This window comes from Pseudarthrobacter sp. SSS035, from assembly GCF_023273875.1.
GTDB lineage: Bacteria > Actinomycetota > Actinomycetes > Actinomycetales > Micrococcaceae > Arthrobacter.
Map to the genome: position 1 here is coordinate 3,607,092 of NZ_CP096882.1, position 16,874 is coordinate 3,623,965.

15 protein-coding genes are annotated in these 16,874 nt (G+C 65.6%); 10 read left to right on the forward strand and 5 right to left on the reverse strand.

Annotated elements, in window-relative coordinates; genetic code table 11:
- Nucleotides 1-4: 4 nt before the first annotated feature.
- Nucleotides 5-661 (reverse strand): DUF4129 domain-containing protein, encoded by a 657-nt coding sequence (locus tag MUN23_RS16690; protein WP_248759869.1) that lies wholly within the window; start codon nucleotides 659-661, stop codon nucleotides 5-7.
- The gene (locus MUN23_RS16695; RefSeq protein WP_248759870.1) at nucleotides 651-1,922 is read right to left on the reverse strand and encodes a hypothetical protein; all 1,272 of its coding nucleotides are present in this window, start codon (nucleotides 1,920-1,922) and stop codon (nucleotides 651-653) included. The genes MUN23_RS16690 and MUN23_RS16695 overlap by 11 nt, the downstream gene beginning before the upstream one ends.
- A gap of 154 nt (nucleotides 1,923-2,076) precedes the next feature.
- Between MUN23_RS16695 and mtrA the strand changes: the two genes are divergently transcribed.
- The 7 genes from mtrA (at nucleotide 2,077) to secA (ending at nucleotide 12,376) form a co-directional block, all read left to right on the forward strand.
- Complete coding sequence (gene mtrA, locus MUN23_RS16700; protein ID WP_056343773.1) at nucleotides 2,077-2,751, forward strand: MtrAB system response regulator MtrA; 675 nt, start codon at nucleotides 2,077-2,079, stop codon at nucleotides 2,749-2,751.
- Between the two features lie 145 nt (nucleotides 2,752-2,896).
- A complete protein-coding gene (gene mtrB, locus MUN23_RS16705; RefSeq protein ID WP_371876042.1) occupies nucleotides 2,897-4,648 on the forward strand; it encodes an MtrAB system histidine kinase MtrB in 1,752 nt (583 codons plus the stop codon).
- The gene (locus MUN23_RS16710) at nucleotides 4,645-6,363 is read left to right on the forward strand and encodes an LpqB family beta-propeller domain-containing protein (RefSeq protein WP_248759871.1); all 1,719 of its coding nucleotides are present in this window, start codon (nucleotides 4,645-4,647) and stop codon (nucleotides 6,361-6,363) included. The genes mtrB and MUN23_RS16710 overlap by 4 nt, the downstream gene beginning before the upstream one ends.
- Nucleotides 6,364-6,422: 59 nt before the next feature.
- Nucleotides 6,423-7,355 (forward strand): ComF family protein, encoded by a 933-nt coding sequence (locus MUN23_RS16715; protein ID WP_248759872.1) that lies wholly within the window; start codon nucleotides 6,423-6,425, stop codon nucleotides 7,353-7,355.
- 211 nt (nucleotides 7,356-7,566) lie between these two features.
- Nucleotides 7,567-8,292 (forward strand): ribosome hibernation-promoting factor, HPF/YfiA family, encoded by a 726-nt coding sequence (gene hpf / locus MUN23_RS16720; protein ID WP_056343769.1) that lies wholly within the window; start codon nucleotides 7,567-7,569, stop codon nucleotides 8,290-8,292.
- A 32-nt stretch (nucleotides 8,293-8,324) separates the two neighbouring features.
- Entirely contained in the window at nucleotides 8,325-9,590 is a 1,266-nt protein-coding gene (locus tag MUN23_RS16725) for a winged helix-turn-helix domain-containing protein (RefSeq protein WP_248759873.1), read from the forward strand.
- Nucleotides 9,591-9,637: 47 nt separating this feature from the next.
- Nucleotides 9,638-12,376: a preprotein translocase subunit SecA gene (gene secA / locus MUN23_RS16730; RefSeq protein ID WP_248759874.1), complete on the forward strand. Its 2,739-nt coding sequence runs from the start codon at nucleotides 9,638-9,640 to the stop codon at nucleotides 12,374-12,376.
- Between the two features lie 107 nt (nucleotides 12,377-12,483).
- On the opposite strand, the gene MUN23_RS16735 is transcribed toward secA, so the two are convergent.
- Nucleotides 12,484-12,951 carry an Rv3235 family protein gene (locus MUN23_RS16735; protein ID WP_248759875.1) on the reverse strand — a complete coding sequence of 156 codons (468 nt, stop codon included), beginning with the start codon at nucleotides 12,949-12,951 and terminating at the stop codon, nucleotides 12,484-12,486.
- A 43-nt stretch (nucleotides 12,952-12,994) separates the two neighbouring features.
- A complete protein-coding gene (locus MUN23_RS16740) occupies nucleotides 12,995-13,825 on the reverse strand; it encodes a LysM peptidoglycan-binding domain-containing protein (RefSeq protein ID WP_248759876.1) in 831 nt (276 codons plus the stop codon).
- Nucleotides 13,826-13,973: 148 nt separating this feature from the next.
- Between MUN23_RS16740 and MUN23_RS16745 the strand changes: the two genes are divergently transcribed.
- A complete protein-coding gene (locus MUN23_RS16745; RefSeq protein ID WP_248759877.1) occupies nucleotides 13,974-14,546 on the forward strand; it encodes a hypothetical protein in 573 nt (190 codons plus the stop codon).
- 12 nt (nucleotides 14,547-14,558) lie between these two features.
- Here MUN23_RS16745 and MUN23_RS16750 read toward each other — a convergent pair whose 3' ends face one another.
- A complete protein-coding gene (locus MUN23_RS16750) occupies nucleotides 14,559-14,774 on the reverse strand; it encodes a helix-turn-helix domain-containing protein (RefSeq protein ID WP_104062208.1) in 216 nt (71 codons plus the stop codon).
- 153 nt (nucleotides 14,775-14,927) lie between these two features.
- On the opposite strand from MUN23_RS16750, the gene MUN23_RS16755 reads away from it, so the two are divergent.
- Complete coding sequence (locus MUN23_RS16755) at nucleotides 14,928-15,569, forward strand: hypothetical protein (RefSeq protein ID WP_248759878.1); 642 nt, start codon at nucleotides 14,928-14,930, stop codon at nucleotides 15,567-15,569.
- Nucleotides 15,566-16,873 (forward strand): P-loop NTPase, encoded by a 1,308-nt coding sequence (locus MUN23_RS16760; RefSeq protein WP_248759879.1) that lies wholly within the window; start codon nucleotides 15,566-15,568, stop codon nucleotides 16,871-16,873. The genes MUN23_RS16755 and MUN23_RS16760 overlap by 4 nt, the downstream gene beginning before the upstream one ends.
- Nucleotide 16,874 lies beyond the last annotated feature (1 nt).

Sequence of the window (16,874 nt, forward strand, 5' to 3'; positions counted from 1 at the left end):
TGCGTCATCGCGGAACCGCCGGTTCGTAACGTTCAGCGGGCAGGGCGGCGCTCGCCGGCGTGAGGGACTGCAGGGCAATGTCCAGGTCGCGCACCGCGGCAAAGTCAGCCTGGCCTGCGGGCTCATTTCCGTAGCGGATCCCGTCGAAAGTCCGCGCAGCTTCCGTCAGGCGGCTGGCCTCTGACGGAAACGGTGTGGTCAGTTCGTGCGCCACCTCGTCCGCGGTCCGGCCCGGCCGCGCGTCGAAAAGCGTTCTGTCCTCGGCCGTGCGCACCAGCGCACGGAAACAGTCCACGACGGCGGCACTCCAGTTGCCGGCTGCGGCAGCGGCCGCCGCGCGCCCACGGTAGGCCTCGGCACTGACTGTTGTGCCGGCGTCGAATACGTCTCCGGCACGCTTGGCCTTCGCGTTGAGGCGCGGGCGGGCCAGGACGACCGCGGCGCCGATCAGCACGGCGATGGCCACACCGATCCACAGCGCCGCCACGGTGGTGTCCGGGCCGGCGCCGCCGTCCAGGGACCGCAGCCAGTCCAGGATGTCGGCCCACACAGTGTCCAGCCAGCCCGGGGCCGCGTCACGGTATTCCGGCTTGGCAAGTTCTTCTTCTGCCCAGCGGCGGGCCTCGTCGCGGCCAGGCAGGACTGGTGGTTCAGCGGCCATCCGGCCATGCCCCGCCTGGCGCTGCCCCGTAGGGCGGCCGCGGATATTGGCCGGGTCCCGCCCGGTAGACCGGGACCCCTCGGCCCGGGACGCCGTCGGGATCTGCTCCGGATTCCAGCAGCCGGAGCAGGGCGATGTCCAGTCCGTCCCGGCGCATCCTGAGGTCGAGGTAGAGCAGCGCCATCACGGAGGTCTGGAAGGCAAAGCCCGCTGCGGCGACCACTGCGGTAACGACCGCGGTGGCAACGCCCGCCACCACGGCCGCCGTCATGGCCTGTTCGGCACCGCCGTGGGGTGAGACCACGCCGGTGTAAAAGCCGGTGAGCAGTGTGACGGGAATCATGACGACCTGGGCGATGACTCCCACCATGATGCCCACCACGAGCGTGATGCCCAGCAGCCGCCACCAATTGCTGCGTGTCAGTTCCCAGGAGCGCCGGATGCCGGCCATCGCCCCGAGTTCCTCCACCACAACGGCGGCCGGCGCCACCAGGAGCTTGATGTAGATCCATACGTACAGCACAAAGCACACCAGCCCCAGCGGCATGAGGATCAGGGCGCCAAGTCCGCCCACGGTGCTGACCAGCAGCACTGCCAGCGACACAAACAGCAGCGCAACGAGGAGCCCGCAGCCCACCAGCAGGGCCGCAAGGCGGATCAGGGCACCAGCGCGGGACCGCGCCAGGGACCACATCTGCCTGAAGCCGGTGGGGCGGTTGAGGACGGATCTGGCGACCGGAACCACCATGGCGCCCTGAAGCACCGCCGACAGAAAAACGGTGAGCACCGAGACGAGCAGGATCCCGGACGCGAAGGTCACCACCAGCGGGACCATGTCCTGCTCCGTCAGGCCCGCCGCCCAGGCTTCAAGTGACGCCGCGGACGTGGCGGAAAATGAACTGAGAACTGCCGTGAGCACTGCGGCGAGGGTGTGCGCCAGCAGCGCGGCGCCCAGCATGGCTTTGGCGTTGCGCCTGATCGCCTGGAAGGAGCCGTCCAGGATCTCGCCGAACATCAGCGGCCGCAGGGGAACGATGCCGGGTTTGGGCGGGGCAACATAACGCGGCTGCTGGTGGGGCGGCGGACCGCCGTAGGGGTTGTGCGGCGGCGTGCCCCAAGCCGGCGGGCCACCCGGGGGAGGTCCCCACACCGGCTGGCCGCCCCAGGGCTGCTGTGCCGGCCCGGGCTGCGGCCCCCATGGAGGCTGGTTCCCTGACGGCTGGCCCTTCCCAGCCTCGCCGGCAGGATGCGGCTGCTGCATGTTCGGATCCTGGTGTGGCACCCTGTTCCTTCCCCCGTGCGGGACTGTCCGCGTGTTGCCAGCCTATAGTTCCGGCGTCGGGCGTCATAGCGTGGCGCCATGCCGTAAGGCCGTTCAACAGGACAAACCCTGTTCAATAAGGGAATATATAACTATGAAGGCACGCATTCTGGTAGTTGACGATGACGAAGCGCTGGCCGAAATGATTGGGATTGTTCTGCGCAATGACGGCTTTGAGCCGGTTTTTTGCGCCGATGGCAGCCAGGCGCTGGATATTTTCCGTTCATCGAAGCCTGACCTCGTGCTGCTTGACCTGATGCTGCCCGGCGTGGACGGCATCGAGGTCTGCCGGCAGATCCGCTCCGAATCGGACGTGCCCATCGTTATGCTCACGGCCAAGTCGGATACGTCCGACGTCGTCCGCGGCCTTGAGTCCGGCGCAGACGACTACGTGCCCAAGCCGTTCAAACCCGCCGAACTCGTGGCACGCGTGCGTGCCCGCCTGCGGCCCGGGGACCAGAAGGCGCCTGAAACGCTGCGGATCGCTGACATCACCATCGACGTGGCTGGCCACACCGTCAAGCGTGCCGATGAGCGGATTTCCCTCACGCCCCTGGAGTTTGACCTCCTCGTAGCCCTGGCGCGGAAGCCATGGCAGGTGTTCACCCGCGAGCTGCTGCTGGAGCAGGTCTGGGGCTACCGCCACGCGGCGGACACCCGGCTGGTCAACGTCCACGTCCAGCGCCTCCGGTCAAAAATTGAACGGGATCCGGAAGCTCCCGAAGTTGTATTGACGGTTCGTGGTGTCGGCTACAAAGCAGGTTCCTGAGCCCTCAGGACCAGAAGCGCACCGCGCCCCGGACCTTCCCGCAGCCAAGGGCCCGGAGCACACGGATGCGCTGCCGTCGGAGCTGGCAACGCTGCCATTCCGGGCACGGATCTGGCGGCGCCGTGGAGTAATCGTTGGGCTGCGGGTGGGCCGCCTTGTCCGTCTCGGCGTGACCCGTTTCTTCCCTGCCGTCCGTTTTGCCGGGCGGGCCATGCGTCGACGCTGGCGCCGGTCCCTGCAGTTCCGGACAGTCCTCACCACGCTGCTGTTGGCCGTGACATCCTTTGGCGCCGTGGGCGCCTACCTGTCCAACCAGATCGCCAACAACCTGTTCCAGGAGCGCCTCACCCAGGCCGAATCCGAGACCCGTTACTACGTCAAGCAGGTCCAGGAGACGTTCGACGGCGCCCAGGTCACCGACCAGTCCAGCGTCATCACCCTGGTCTACGACACTTTGAACGCAGTGGAGGGCCGCGGCTCCGTCATCCAGCGCCGCTACGTTTTCGAAGCCAAGCCCGAACAGACCAAGCCTCGGAACCGCTGGGTGGAGTCGCGGGCCTCGGACCAGCTGACCGTCAGCGTCATCCCGCCTGACCTCCGTACGGCCGTACAGGATTCAGGCAAGGACCAGTACTGGGCCTCCACCGTGATTCCAGTAGGTACCGAGGACAGGCCGGGCATCGCCGTGGGCAACCTGGTGACCTTCAACGGGACCGTGTACGAGCTCTACCTGATCTATGACGTCAACACCGCCCAGCAGACGCTCGACGAAATCCAGGGCGTCCTCCTGGCCGGCGGCGCGGTGCTGGTGCTGATGATCGGGGCCATCGCCTGGTACGTCACCCGCAATGTTGTCAGCCCGGTCAGCCACGCTGCCCTGGTGTCGGAGAAGCTCGCTGCCGGCCAATTGCAGGAGCGGATGGTGGTCAAAGGCGAAGACGAGGTTGCCCGCCTCGGGGCATCGTTCAACCACATGGCCGCCAGCCTCCAGGAGCAGATCACCCAGCTGGCCATGTTGTCCCAGATGCAGCAGCGGTTTGTCTCGGACGTCTCCCACGAGCTCCGCACGCCCCTGACCACCGTCCGGATGGCCGCGGAAGTGTTGTACGACGCCCGCCACGACTTCGACCCCATCAACAAGCGCTCCGCGGAACTCCTGTACAACCAGGTGGAGCGGTTCCAGTCCCTGCTGGCGGACCTGCTCGAGATCTCCCGCTTCGACGCCGGCGTGGCCATGCTTGACGCCGAGCCCGAGGACATCCTGCAGGTGATCGCCCATGTCATTGACGGGGCAGCGCCCGTCGCGGCCGAATACGGCTCGGAGATCATCCTCCGGGCTCCCGCCGTGGGAATTGTCGCGGAGATGGACGCCAGGAGGATCGACAGGATCCTGCGGAACCTCATCCTGAATGCAGTGGAGCATGGCGAAGGCAGGCCGGTCACCGTGACTGTCTCAGCCAACCAGTCAGCGGTGGGAGTTGCAGTCCGGGATCAGGGGATCGGCATGACCCCGGCCGAGGCCGCCCGGGTCTTTGACCGGTTCTGGCGTGCGGATCCGGCGAGGGCCCGCACCACCGGAGGCAGCGGACTGGGCCTGTCCATCGCGATGGAAGACACCAAACTCCATAACGGCTGGCTGCAGGCATGGGGAAACAAGGGTAGAGGGGCCAACTTCCGGCTGACCATTCCGTTGCGCCAGGGTGCGGAGATCGACCGCTCACCTGTGCAGCTTGAGCCGGAGGACATCATCCTCCCCGACGTCCCATATTCGAAAAACGTGCTGGTCCTGGGGCCCGGCCCCGCTGGGGCGCCTGATGTCCCTGTTGGCGGCGGGCGTGGCCAGGGCGCCGGGCGCACCCCTGCCGGGACGGGCGCAACACCGAAGGAGTCTTCATGACGGGACGAAAAGTGCGGGCGATGCTGAAGAGGAGCGCTGTGCTGTTCGTCGTTGCCCTGGTGCTGGCCTCCTGCGCGCGCATTCCCACGGCCGGGCCGGTGGGGAAGAGCGCGGAAGGCAGCGCCGGCAACGTCAACGCACCGGTGTTCCTCCCGGCCGCTCCCCAGCCCGGCGCCACTCCGGAAAACATCATTGATTACTTCTACCGTGCCGGTACCGGATACGAGGGGGACTACGCGGTGGCCCGCGAATACCTGACGCAGGCAGCGTCAGTATCCTGGAAACCCGACCAGCGCGCGCTGGTGTACCGCGAGGCGAAAGTGGTGGGCACCGGCGTCGACAATGTCTACAACTACCAGCTGGACGTTGCGTACAGCGTGGATGTTGACGGCATCGCCACCCAGATGCCCGAAGGCACCATCGAGAACATTCCGGCCACTCTCACCCAGGTGGACGGCGAATGGCGGATCTCAGCCATCCCGGACGGAACAGCGATCCCGGAGGAAACCTTCAAGGTCATCTACGGCGCCTACCCTATCTACTTCTACGATCCCAGCTTCAGCTATGCCGTGCCTGACGTCCGCTGGTTCATCAAGAACAAGACCGTCAAAGCCATGACCAGTGCCCTGCTGGCGGGCCCCGCGCCGTACCTTCGCGGCGCGGTGGTGAGCGCCTTCCCGTCCGGCATCAAACTCGCCCGCGAATCAGTTCCGGTGGTGTCCGGCGCCGCGCAGGTGGACCTCACCGCCAAGGAACTCACGGAGGCGTCCACGGAGGACAGGCTCCGGATGCAGACGCAGCTTTCGCTCACGTTCCGCAGCCAGCCCGACGTCGTTAATGTGGAGTTGCATGCCAACCAGGACCTGGTCCGCGTCGAAGACAACGGTTCGGTGTTGCCCCCGGTGCGGGACAAAAACGTGCCGGTCCGCGAGATCGCCGTCAGCGGCAATGAGCTGGTGCGCTACGAAAACAACAGGGTGTCCCCGCTGCCGGATATGCAGCCAGTTTCATCGCTCGGGCCCCGCTACCCGTCGGAATCCCCGGTGTCCCAGACCGTTGCCTTCCTCAACGAAAGCCGGACGACGCTCTACAGCATGGTGCCGGGACAGCCCGCCCGTGCGCTGACAACGCGCAGCACCATTACGCACCCGTCCTTCAGTATTCATGACTGGGTGTGGGCCGCAGGGCCGGGAGCTACCGGCGGTACGGAGGTGGTGGCCTACCGGCCCATCGGAGTTGCCGAAGGTGCCGCCGTTCCCACCGTTACGCTAACGCCGTCGTGGTTGGCCGGAAGAACCGTCAAGGAGCTGAGGGTCTCCCGCGAGGGCGTCCGCGCGCTGGTCATTTCGGAACAGAACGGCAAGACGAAGGTGCAGATTGCCGGGATCATCCGGAATGCCGACGGGACGCCCCGGGAACTGACTGCCCCGATCACGCTGGTGGCTTCCGGTGACCCGGACCAGGGCGTCTGGGTGAACGACACCACGGTCGCCGTGATGAAAGCCTCGGCAGGCTCGAACGTCACGCCGGAGCTGCTGTCCCTCACCTCCGGACAACCCCAGCAGTTGGCGCCGTGGCCCGGCCTTGTGTGGCTCAGCGCCGGCAACGGGCTGGAGGAAATTTACGGCCAGTCGGCTGAGGGCATCTTCCAGCGGCTCGGCAACGGCTGGTCGCCCCAGCTGAAGGGCCCCATCGACCCCTCATTCCCCGGGTAGCTTTCCACATAGCGCGGACCAGCGGTTCCGGGGCTGCGATACGCAAGCCACCATGGGGTGTGACCGAAATTCAGCCCGGACGTCCTCCTGCCCGCCACGCGCATTCGCGCCGGTCCGGGGGCCGCGGTGGGGGCCGCTCCGGGGGAAGTCCCGCCAGAAATGCGGCGAGCCTGGATCCGGACCTCCTGCCGCCTCCGCTGCAGTCCGCCAAGCATCGCGGCGGCCACCGCCGCTGCTGGCTGCGGGCCGCCGACCAGATGGGCGTGGCCGCCGCGGAGCTGCTGGCACTTGCCGTCCCTGTGGACTGCGTCTGCTGCGGTGCGGAGGACCTGGCCCTGTGCGTCATGTGCGAACGCCACGTCCGCCTGTTGACCAGGCACCCGTTCCGGGCAGAGGAGCAGGCGCCGGCCCTGATGAACGTCGACGGCGGCCTAATCCTTCCCGTGGTGGCGGCCGGGGTGTACCGCGAGGAGCTGGCGCAGGCCGTGCTTTCGTTCAAGAGCCATGGCCAGCACCAGCTCACGTCAGTCCTGGCTCGCGGACTGGGGCAGGGCATTGCCGCGTCCGTGGCCGGCGTCGACGGCGTCTGCCTGGTTCCGGTGCCCAGCAGTACGGCCGGCTTCATCAAAAGAGGGTTCAGTCCGGTCCACCTCCTGCTCGCAGAGTTGCGTCGGGGGACCACCATCCGCGGTACACCGGTGGTGGACGTGATCCGGAAATCCCGGCGCCGCGCCGCACTGGAGCGGCTGCCTGGAGGCCAAAAGGGACTCGGCCGCGGAGCCAGGGCGAGCCGGGTCAAGGGGTCCATGAAGGTCCCGAAACGCCAGCGCGCGCGGGTGGCCGGACGCCGCTGCATCATTGTCGACGACGTCCTCACCACGGGGGCCACACTCGCGGAAGCCGCCCGCGCGCTGCACGTCAGCGGTGCCGTGGTGGTGGGGGCGGTGGTCCTTGCCGCGACACGCCCGCCGGATTCAGCTGGCGGCGAATAGCCCGCCCCGGGAGCTGGCGGAACGCTGCCCGTCTTAGAAAAAAATAAACGAAGAAAGGATGAATAACAGGTGGCTATGAACTAACGTCGGTTGTGGGTACCAAGAACAAGTTGTACCTTTCGATGGCGGCTCGGAAAGGGGCTCGACTGTCAAGCAGATCGGCCCGTGGGATGTGCCGCCGTCGTGTCACCGAAGTCATTTGGAGGGCACCATGGAGTTTATGATTAGCGGACGAAATCTGACGGTCTCAGACCGCTTCCGCGAATACGCCGGTGAGAAGATCTCGAAGATCGAGTCACTTGGCGACAAGGTCCAGCGGGTTGACGCGAAGGTTTCCAAGGAAACGAATGCGCGCCAGACCGGCGACCAGCTCACCGTTGAAGTGACGGTTCTGGGCCGGGGACCCGTAATCCGTGCCGAAGCCAGCGCCGCAGACAAATTCGCTGCGTTCGATCTCGCCTACACCAAGCTGCTGGAACGTCTCCGCCGCGCCAAGGACCGCAAGAAGGTCCACCACGGGCGCCACACCCCCAAGGCAGTACGTGAGGCCACCGCATCACTGGAACCCGCGAGTACCAGTGAGCCCCTTTATGTCGAGGCGAGCCATCGCAGCGAACCCCAGGCAGCACCTGTTGAACGATCGCCCTACGACGTCGAGAACGACATTCCGGCTGGGGACTCCCCGGTGCTGATCCGGCGCAAAGTTTTCCCTGCGGCCTCCCTCACCCTTGACGATGCTGTGGACAACATGGAGCTCGTGGGCCACGATTTCTACCTGTTTGTGGACAAGGCCACCAACACGCCCTCGGTGGTCTATCGGCGCCGTGGCTGGACGTACGGAGTGATCACCCTGGACCACGAATGCGAACCGGGGGAGACGGCCGTCGAAGAAAAAATCCTCGCCTACCGTTCCGATGACGAGGCTGCAAAAGTCTAGGGCGGTTTACACCCCTCAATGAAAGGACTGATGTGCCAGCGACGCTGAGCCTTAACCAGGCCCGGCGGATCGCCCTGGCAGCTCAGGGACTCGACAAAGGACGGCCCGCCGGCCCCGTGACCTCACGGACGGTGGGCCGGACCTTTGCCCGGATCCAGCTTGTCCAGATCGATTCCGTCAACGTGTTGTCCCGCAGTCACTTTCTGCCCTTCTTTTCAAGGCTCGGCAACTACGACCGCACCATCCTTCAGCGGATGGCCAGCTCGCCTCCCAGGCGGATGATGGAGTATTGGGCCCACGAGGCCAGCTTCATCCGGCCCGAGCACTTCCTGGACCTCCGGTTGTGGCAGAAACGCACGTGGGTGGGTGCGTCCGCCCTCGACCCGGAACTGCGCGACGCGGTGGCAGGAAAGATCCTCGACGCCCTCGCCGCAGGGCGGCCCATGACGGCGGCGGAACTGACGGTGAGCATCGGGCACGTGGAGGACCGGCGGGACGACAACTGGGGATGGAACTGGAACGCCGTCAAACGCGTGCTCGAAGACCTGTTCGAGGCGGGCACCATTTCCGCGGCGTCCAGAACCGAACAGTTCGAGCGAAAGTACACCCTGACGGCAAGGGTGCTGCCGCGCCGGCTGGCCCTCGAGCCCACCCCGGACCCTGTTGAGGCCATGCATCGGCTCATCGACGCGGCCGCACAAGCCCATGGCATCGGAACCGTGAAGTGCTTCGCGGACTACTTCCGTACACCGGTCAAGGCGGCCGCCGCCTCTGTGGACCATCTGGTCAGCATAGGGAGGCTGGAGCAGGTGGCTGTCGCCGGCTGGGACCGGAAGGTATTCCTCCATGCCGACGCCACAATGCCGCGGCGGGCGGCAGGGCGGGCCTTGCTCAGTCCCTTTGATTCCCTGGTCTTCGATCGGCGCCGGCTTGAGGAGCTCTTCGGGTTCCATTTCCGGATCGAGATTTACACGCCCGCGCACCTGCGACGCTTCGGGTACTACGTCCTGCCCTTCCTCCTGGGTGACACCATCGTGGCGCGAGTGGACCTTAAAGCGGACCGTGCGGCAGGAAATCTGTTGGTCAGGTCCGCCTACGGTGAGCCGGACGCACCGCCAGGGACCGCCGTCGAGCTCGCCGCCGAGCTGGAACTGATGGCCGAATGGCTGGAGCTGGAAGACATTGTGGTCAGCCCGATCGGGGACCTGGCGGAGTCCCTCGGCGCCGCACTGCGTCACCGCGCCGGTCCGCTCCGCTCTCAGGGAACACCGGCCGCGTGGCCTGTGTCTCTCCCGTAGACTAAAAACGCCAGAATTCGGCAGCATAAGACTGGGAGTATCTTCACGTGGCATCACTTATCGAAAAACTTCTCCGCACGGGTGACAAAAAAACCCTGCGGCAACTGCGGAACTATGCCGACTCCATCAATGCGCTCGAAGACTCGTTCAAAACCTTCACGGATGCTGAGCTCCGGGAGGAAACCGACCACCTCCGCGCCCGACACCGGGACGGCGAGCACCTCGACGATCTCCTCCCGGAGGCATTCGCCGCCGTGCGTGAGGCCTCGTCCCGCACCCTGGGCATGCGTCACTTTGACGTCCAGCTCATGGGTGGCGCCGCGCTCCACCTCGGCAATATCGCCGAAATGAAGACCGGCGAAGGCAAGACCCTCGTGGCCACCGCGCCCGCCTTCCTTAATGCCCTCACCGGCAATGGCGTCCACGTCATCACGGTGAACGACTACCTTGCCGAATACCAGTCAGACCTTATGGGCCGGGTCTACCGTTTCCTCGGTCTGACCAGCGGTTGCATCCTGTCCAACCAGGATCCCGCGGTACGCCGGCAGCAGTACGCCGCGGACATCACCTACGGCACCAACAACGAATTCGGCTTTGACTACCTGCGCGACAACATGGCGTGGGACCAGTCAGAACTGGTCCAGCGTGGCCACAACTTCGCCATTGTTGATGAGGTCGACTCCATCCTCATCGACGAAGCCCGCACGCCGCTGATTATTTCCGGCCCTGCCCAGGGCGACACCAACCGGTGGTACAGCGAATTTGCCAAGGTGGTGCAGCGCCTCAAGGCCGGCGAGGACTACGAGGCGGACGAGAAGAAGCGCACCGTTGGCGTCCTCGAAAGCGGCATCGAAAAAGTGGAGGACTACCTGGGCATCCAGAACCTCTACGAATCCGCGAACACGCCGCTCATCGGGTTCCTGAACAACGCCATCAAGGCCAAGGAACTGTTCAAGCGGGACAAGGACTACGTCATCCTCGACGGCGAAGTGCTGATCGTTGACGAACACACCGGCCGCATCCTGGCCGGGCGCCGCTACAACGAGGGCATGCACCAGGCCATCGAGGCCAAGGAAGCCGTGGAAATCAAGGCCGAAAACCAGACGCTGGCCACGGTGACGCTCCAGAACTACTTCCGGATGTACTCCAAGCTGGCAGGCATGACCGGCACGGCCGAGACTGAGGCCGCCGAGTTCATGGGCACATACAAGCTCGGCGTGGTGGCCATCCCCACCAACCGGGACATGACGCGGCTCGACCAGTCGGACCTCGTGTTCAAGAATGAAAAGGTGAAGTTCGACGCCGTCGTGAAGGACATTGCCGAGCGTCACGAAGAGGGCCAGCCGATCCTTGTGGGCACCACGAGTGTCGAAAAGAGCGAATACCTCTCCGGGCTGCTCGCCAAGGAGGGCATCCGGCACGAAGTCCTGAACGCCAAGAACCACGCCCGTGAGGCGGCCATCGTTGCGCAGGCCGGACGCAAGGCTGCTGTCACGGTGGCCACCAACATGGCAGGCCGAGGCACTGACATCATGCTGGGCGGCAACGCCGAATTCACCGCGGTGGCCGACCTTGCCAAGCGCGGGCTGGACCCGGAAGAGAATTCCGAAGAGTACGAGGCCGCCTGGCCGGCTGCCCTGGAGGCGGCCAAGCAGTCCGTGAAGGACGAACACGAGGAAGTGCTGAGCCTCGGCGGGCTGTATGTCCTGGGAACTGAGCGGCACGAGTCCCGCCGCATCGACAACCAGCTCCGTGGCCGTTCCGGCCGCCAGGGCGACCCCGGCGAATCACGCTTCTACCTCTCCCTGACCGATGACCTGATGCGGCTTTTCAATTCCGGTGCGGCCGAACGGCTGATGAACAGTTCCGTCCCTGATGATGTGGCGTTGGAATCGAAACTGGTTTCCCGGGCCATCGCGTCTGCGCAGGGCCAGGTTGAAGGCCGCAACGCCGAGCAGCGCAAGAACGTCCTCAAGTACGACGACGTCCTGAACCGCCAGCGCGAAGCCATCTACGGTGACCGCCGCCGGATCCTCGAAGGTGACGACCTGCACGAAAAGGTCCAGTTCTTCGTTGAGGACACCATCACTGCCCTGATCGATTCCGCCACGGCCGAAGGCAACGGCGACGACTGGGACTACACCCAGCTGTGGACCAACCTCAAGACGCTCTACCCCGTCAGCGTCACAGCGGACGAGATCATCGAGGAAGCCGGTGGCAAGTCCAAGCTCACCGTTGAATTCCTCAAGGAGGAGCTGCTCTCCGACGCCCGCGTGGTCTACCAGACCCGGGAAGAGACCATCGGTGCCGAGAGCATGCGCGAGCTGGAACGCCGTGTGGTGCTGTCGGTCATCGGGCGCAAGTGGCAGGAACACCTCTATGAGATGGACTACCTCAAGGAAGGCATCGGACTGCGCGCCATGGCACAGCGTGACCCGCTGGTGGAATACCAGCGCGAGGGCTTCGTTATGTTCCAGAGCATGATGGAGGCCATCCGCGAGGAAAGTGTCGGTTTCCTGTTCAACCTTGAAGTTGAGGTGACTCCGGCCCAGGATGTGGTGGTGCCCGACGCAGCAGGTGGCCACACCGAGCACGTTGAGCCGCAGATCCACGCTGCCGGCCTGGAGGCGCCGGAGAAGCCGGCCCAGCTGCAGTACACAGCTCCCGGCGAAGACGGCGCATCCCAGACGCGGGTGGAAGGTCGTGTCTCTTCACGGTCCGGAAATCCCGCAAAGGCTGCAGCGCAGGACGCCACCAAGCGTCCGGCCAGGAAAAAGCGCCGCTGACAGCAGGGATCGAGGCTGATCAGCCATAGATCGGCACTGCAATAGTTCGACACTGGAAGTGCCCGGGGCCTCAGCTCCGGGCACTTCTGCATTCGTAGGCAAGCGGCTCAGCCGATCATAAACTCGGTCACGCGCCAGACCTGCTTGCTCCGCTCAAGCCGGACCGCTACAGCCCGTGCCCGGATGTCATCAACCACCACGGCGCTTGCCTCATAGATGCCCGGGGCGACCTCGCAGGCGCGGACTGAACGCACGATGGAGTTCTTGTGCAGCCGGGCCAGGGACGGCGAGGCAGAACGCGACTGTTCGCGGCGGATCAAGGCCGCACGGTGCTGCAGCACGGCGAGGCAGCGCGGATCCAGGCGGCGGGCGAGCTGGTGGATCGGTCGGATGCCGGCGAGGACTTCCATGGCCGCCTGCACGGTATTGCGTGTGATCGCCAGGATTTCGGAGGCTTCGTCTGCCGCACGCAGCGGCACGACCGGCGCGGTCGTGGTGCGCGGAGGAACCTGGCGGACGGCTGCCGTGCCGCCCGGGTTGACCGTGGCGGAGCGGATTGGCGTAACTGCGTACATGTGATTCCCCTTGATCGTGAGCTGATGAATATCGGAACGTCGGTTAGGCCGTGGAAGGTGCTTTCAAAATCTGCCCGGGCAGCAGGACATGCGGGCTTTCGCCGATCCGGGATTTGTTGGCCTCGTACCAGCGGGGCCAGTGCAAGGCGACATCCACATCCGAAGCCGCCGGGCCCAAGTGGCGGGAGGCGATGTCCCAGAGTGTGTCGCCCGCCAGTACCGTGACCTCACTCAATGGCTCCGGTGGGCCCTGTTCCGCCCGGACGGGCTGGGCGGCCAGCAGGCCGGGGTCCGGGACCGGCGGGCTGGGACGCCAGTCTGGCCGGACCGCCGCCGCAGGAGTTTCGGTGGTCTGTCCGGTGTCTGCGGGGTTTTTGCCCTCCGGTTCCCTGAGCTGCCGGTGGCCGCTTGTGGGAGACCACTGGGCCTGGATGGCTGCCCCGTGGACAGGTACGTCCTGGAGCGCCACTTCCTGCGTTGGTACCCAGGCGGGTCCGGCCGGTGGGACGGCCGCGTGAGCCAGCGGTGCCGACAGCAGTTGCACCGACAGTGCGGCCACAGCGAGCCGGCGCATAAATGCCGGGCAGCATTTGCCGGCCCTGTCGGCGGCCCGCCGCCTGCCGCACCTGCCCAGGACGGCAGCCGCTGACGCCAAAACCATCGAGAAGATCCACCACGCCACGATGGCCAGCCCAGCGGCGACAGCCACGGCACCAAGTAGGTCATCGAGGTCCGGGCCTTGCCGGCGTGCTGTGGACAGTTGCCATCGACCCACCATGTCCCCGCCGGCAACGCAGAGTAAGAATCCCAACAGGAGGATGGACGCCGCCATGACGGCGTCTGCGCGGAGCCCACGTGCTGTAGCTGCCGTCATGATGTTCCTATCTCATGTTTGATGCTGTTTGATGCCGTTTGATGAATCTAGGTTCAGTTTGACGCAGCTGTGCTGGATTTGTCCAGAGACTGGAGTGAAGTCGTTGGTGAATTGACCGCGAACAAACCCGCACCCTACGCTTGGCCCCATGCGTTGGGATGCTCTGTTTAGTGATATGGAGGCACAGTTCGCCGAGGGCGAGCGGCTGGCCGTCGATGCCGAGATCTCTGAGCGGGCAAGAGCGGAAACAGCCTCCGTCGCTCTGGCTGACCGCTTGCGGGGTTCCCTGAACAGCCACGTGGCCGTGTATCTGGCGTGTGGGCGCGCCTTCGAAGGAACCCTGAGCCATGCCGGCGCCGATGCGCTGGTCCTGAACGAGTTGCGTCACCAGGTCCTGGTCCCGTACGGCGCCGTGGCACGCTATGCGGGCCTTGGCCGCGGCTCCGTGGCCGAGACTTCGCAGGTGCGGCGCCGGATCGGATTGGCGCATGCGCTGCGGGGCCTGGCGCGGGACCGGGCCGAACTTGCAGTCACTCTGCGCCACGCGCCGGAAAGGGATACCGGGCTGGCCGGAGTCATCGACCGAGTGGGCACTGACTTTTTGGACCTGGCGCTTGTCAGCCCCGGGGAGTCCCGGCGGGCATCACAGGTCCGGCAGGTAGCCACGATTCCGTTTGAGGCGCTGGGTGCCCTGCGGTCACGGAGTGCCGGGGAACTATAGCCGCGGACCGGATCAGCCTTGCTTGGCTTTGGCTTCCTGGATCATGCGGCTGGCCTCGGCGTAACGCTCTTCGATGTATTGCTCCAGCATCTTTTCCTCGACGCGCCACTGCCCGCGGCCACCCACCTGGATGGCCTTCAGTTCTCCGCTACGGACCAAGGCATAGGCCGCCGGCGAGTTGATTTGCAGCTGTTCAGCAACATCGGCGAGAGTCAGGAATCTGGGCATAGCTCCATTTTGCCATTGAAGGCGTCATCTGGTGCGGTTATCCACAGTTTGATGTTGTTTGGTGTTTTGACTTTTGTTCCGGGGCCCATGCCGTAACAATGAGGTGTCCGGGACGCAGCCAGCCGCCTGGACCGGAGCTAGGGGGAGAAGAGCATGAGCCACGATGCTGTTACTACAGGTGCCAGGCTGAAACCGCCGTCGTGGAAGGATCCCCGGCTGCTGGTTGGCGTGCTGCTGGTCCTGGCATCGGTGGTGGGAGTGATCTCGCTGGTTGGCAGCGCTGATCAGACCACCGAGATTTACGCCGCCCGGGACTCCATTGCGGTGGGTGAGAAGCTGACCGCGGACAATGTGGTCCGGGCCAAGGTCCGCCTGGGTGAGACTGAACAGCATTACGTCACCGTTGAAGCAGGGCTCCCCGACGGGTTGGTCGCAGTCCAAAGAATCGGCAAGAACCAATTGGTGCCCAAGGAAAGTCTGGCCACTGTGGATTCGTTGGACCGCAAGCCAGTAGCCGTGACCATTGAGGAAGCACTGCCGCCGCAGGCGGTTGCCGGGACCCGGGTGGACGTCTGGGTTGCCTTGCCGGATGCCCGCAACGGCTTCAGTGAGCCGAAGCTCCTGCTGCCCGGCGCAGAAATTGCACAGGTGACCGCCGGCTCCACGGCCTTGGGGTCCTCCCGCAATACGGTGCTGATGGTGCTGGTTGCCGACGGCCAGATGCCGGCCATCCTCGGCGCGCAGGCGAACAAGGCCAAGATTTCAGTGGTATGGAACCCGGGCGGGGCCTCATGAGCATCCCCGTGGTCACCGTGGGCCAGGCCCGCGAGGACGTGGTGGGCGGGTTGGAGCGGCTCCACGGTCCGGTCACGGTGGTCCGTCGCTGCACCGAACTGACGGAACTGCTGGCGGCCTGCCAGAGCGGCCTGGCACGGGCCGCGGTTGTGGCCGACGGCTGCGAGGGCCTGACTGCTTCGCTCGTTGATCGGCTCGGTGCCGTGGGCGTGGCGATCATCGCCCTCACGGATGACGCCGACGAGGCTGCCAGGCTGCGCGGGATCGGTGTGGCCTCCGCACTGACCGGCGTAGAGTCCGCCGCCCTGGCCGGCAGGATTGCCGAGGCCGTTGCCCAGCTGACAGGCACCGCCAGGGATGCAACGTTCGGGAGCGGGCTGGGGGACACCAGCGCTGCGTTGCGTCAGCGTCCCGCAGACCAGGCGGACGTGCCGCCGGCCTCCGGGGAGGGCAAGATCATTGCCGTGTGGGGTCCCGCCGGTTCACCTGGCCGGACCTTCGTCGCGGCCAACATCGCAGGGGAACTGGCTGCGGATGGGAAATCCGTGCTCCTCGTCGACGCCGACAGTTACGGGGCCAGCATCGCCGCAGTCCTGGGCCTGCTGGATGAATCTGCGGGGATCGCGCAGGCCTGCCGGCTTGCGGACCAGGGACTGCTCGACGCCGATGCGCTGCTGAAGGTGGCCACACCCGTCACCACCAAACTTGGAACTTTCCGAGTCCTGACCGGGATCACCCGGGCGGACAGGTGGACCGAACTACGGGCAGCAGCCCTGTCGCTGGTGCTGGAGCGCGCGAAGGAGATTGCCGACATCGTGGTTGTGGACACCGGCTTCTGCCTGGAGGCGGATGAGGAACTCAGCTTCGACACGATGGCTCCGCGCCGGAATGCCGCGACCCTGCGGACCCTGGAACTGGCGGACACCGTCTATGCCGTGGGGGCCGCCGATCCGGTGGGGGTTCCCCGGCTGGTCCGCGGACTCGCGGAGCTTGAGATGGCAGTCCCGCAGGTGTCGCCTGTTGTGGTGATGAACAAGGTCCGGGCGGCGGCGGTGGGGAGGTCCCCGGAACGCCAGCTGAAGGATGCGTGGGAACGGTATGGTCCGTCGTCGCAGATCGAGGTCTTCCTGCCGGCGGACAGCCCCGCAGCTGATGCGGCGCTGCTCGGCGGCTCGCTGCTGCTCGAAACGGCGCCGGATTCCAAGCTCAGGCAGGCGATCGCTGAACTGGTTTGTGCACCTGTACAGCGATCTTCGCGATCCTCTGTATTTTCTTCCACACCGAGGCGTCGCCGAAAGGGCTAGG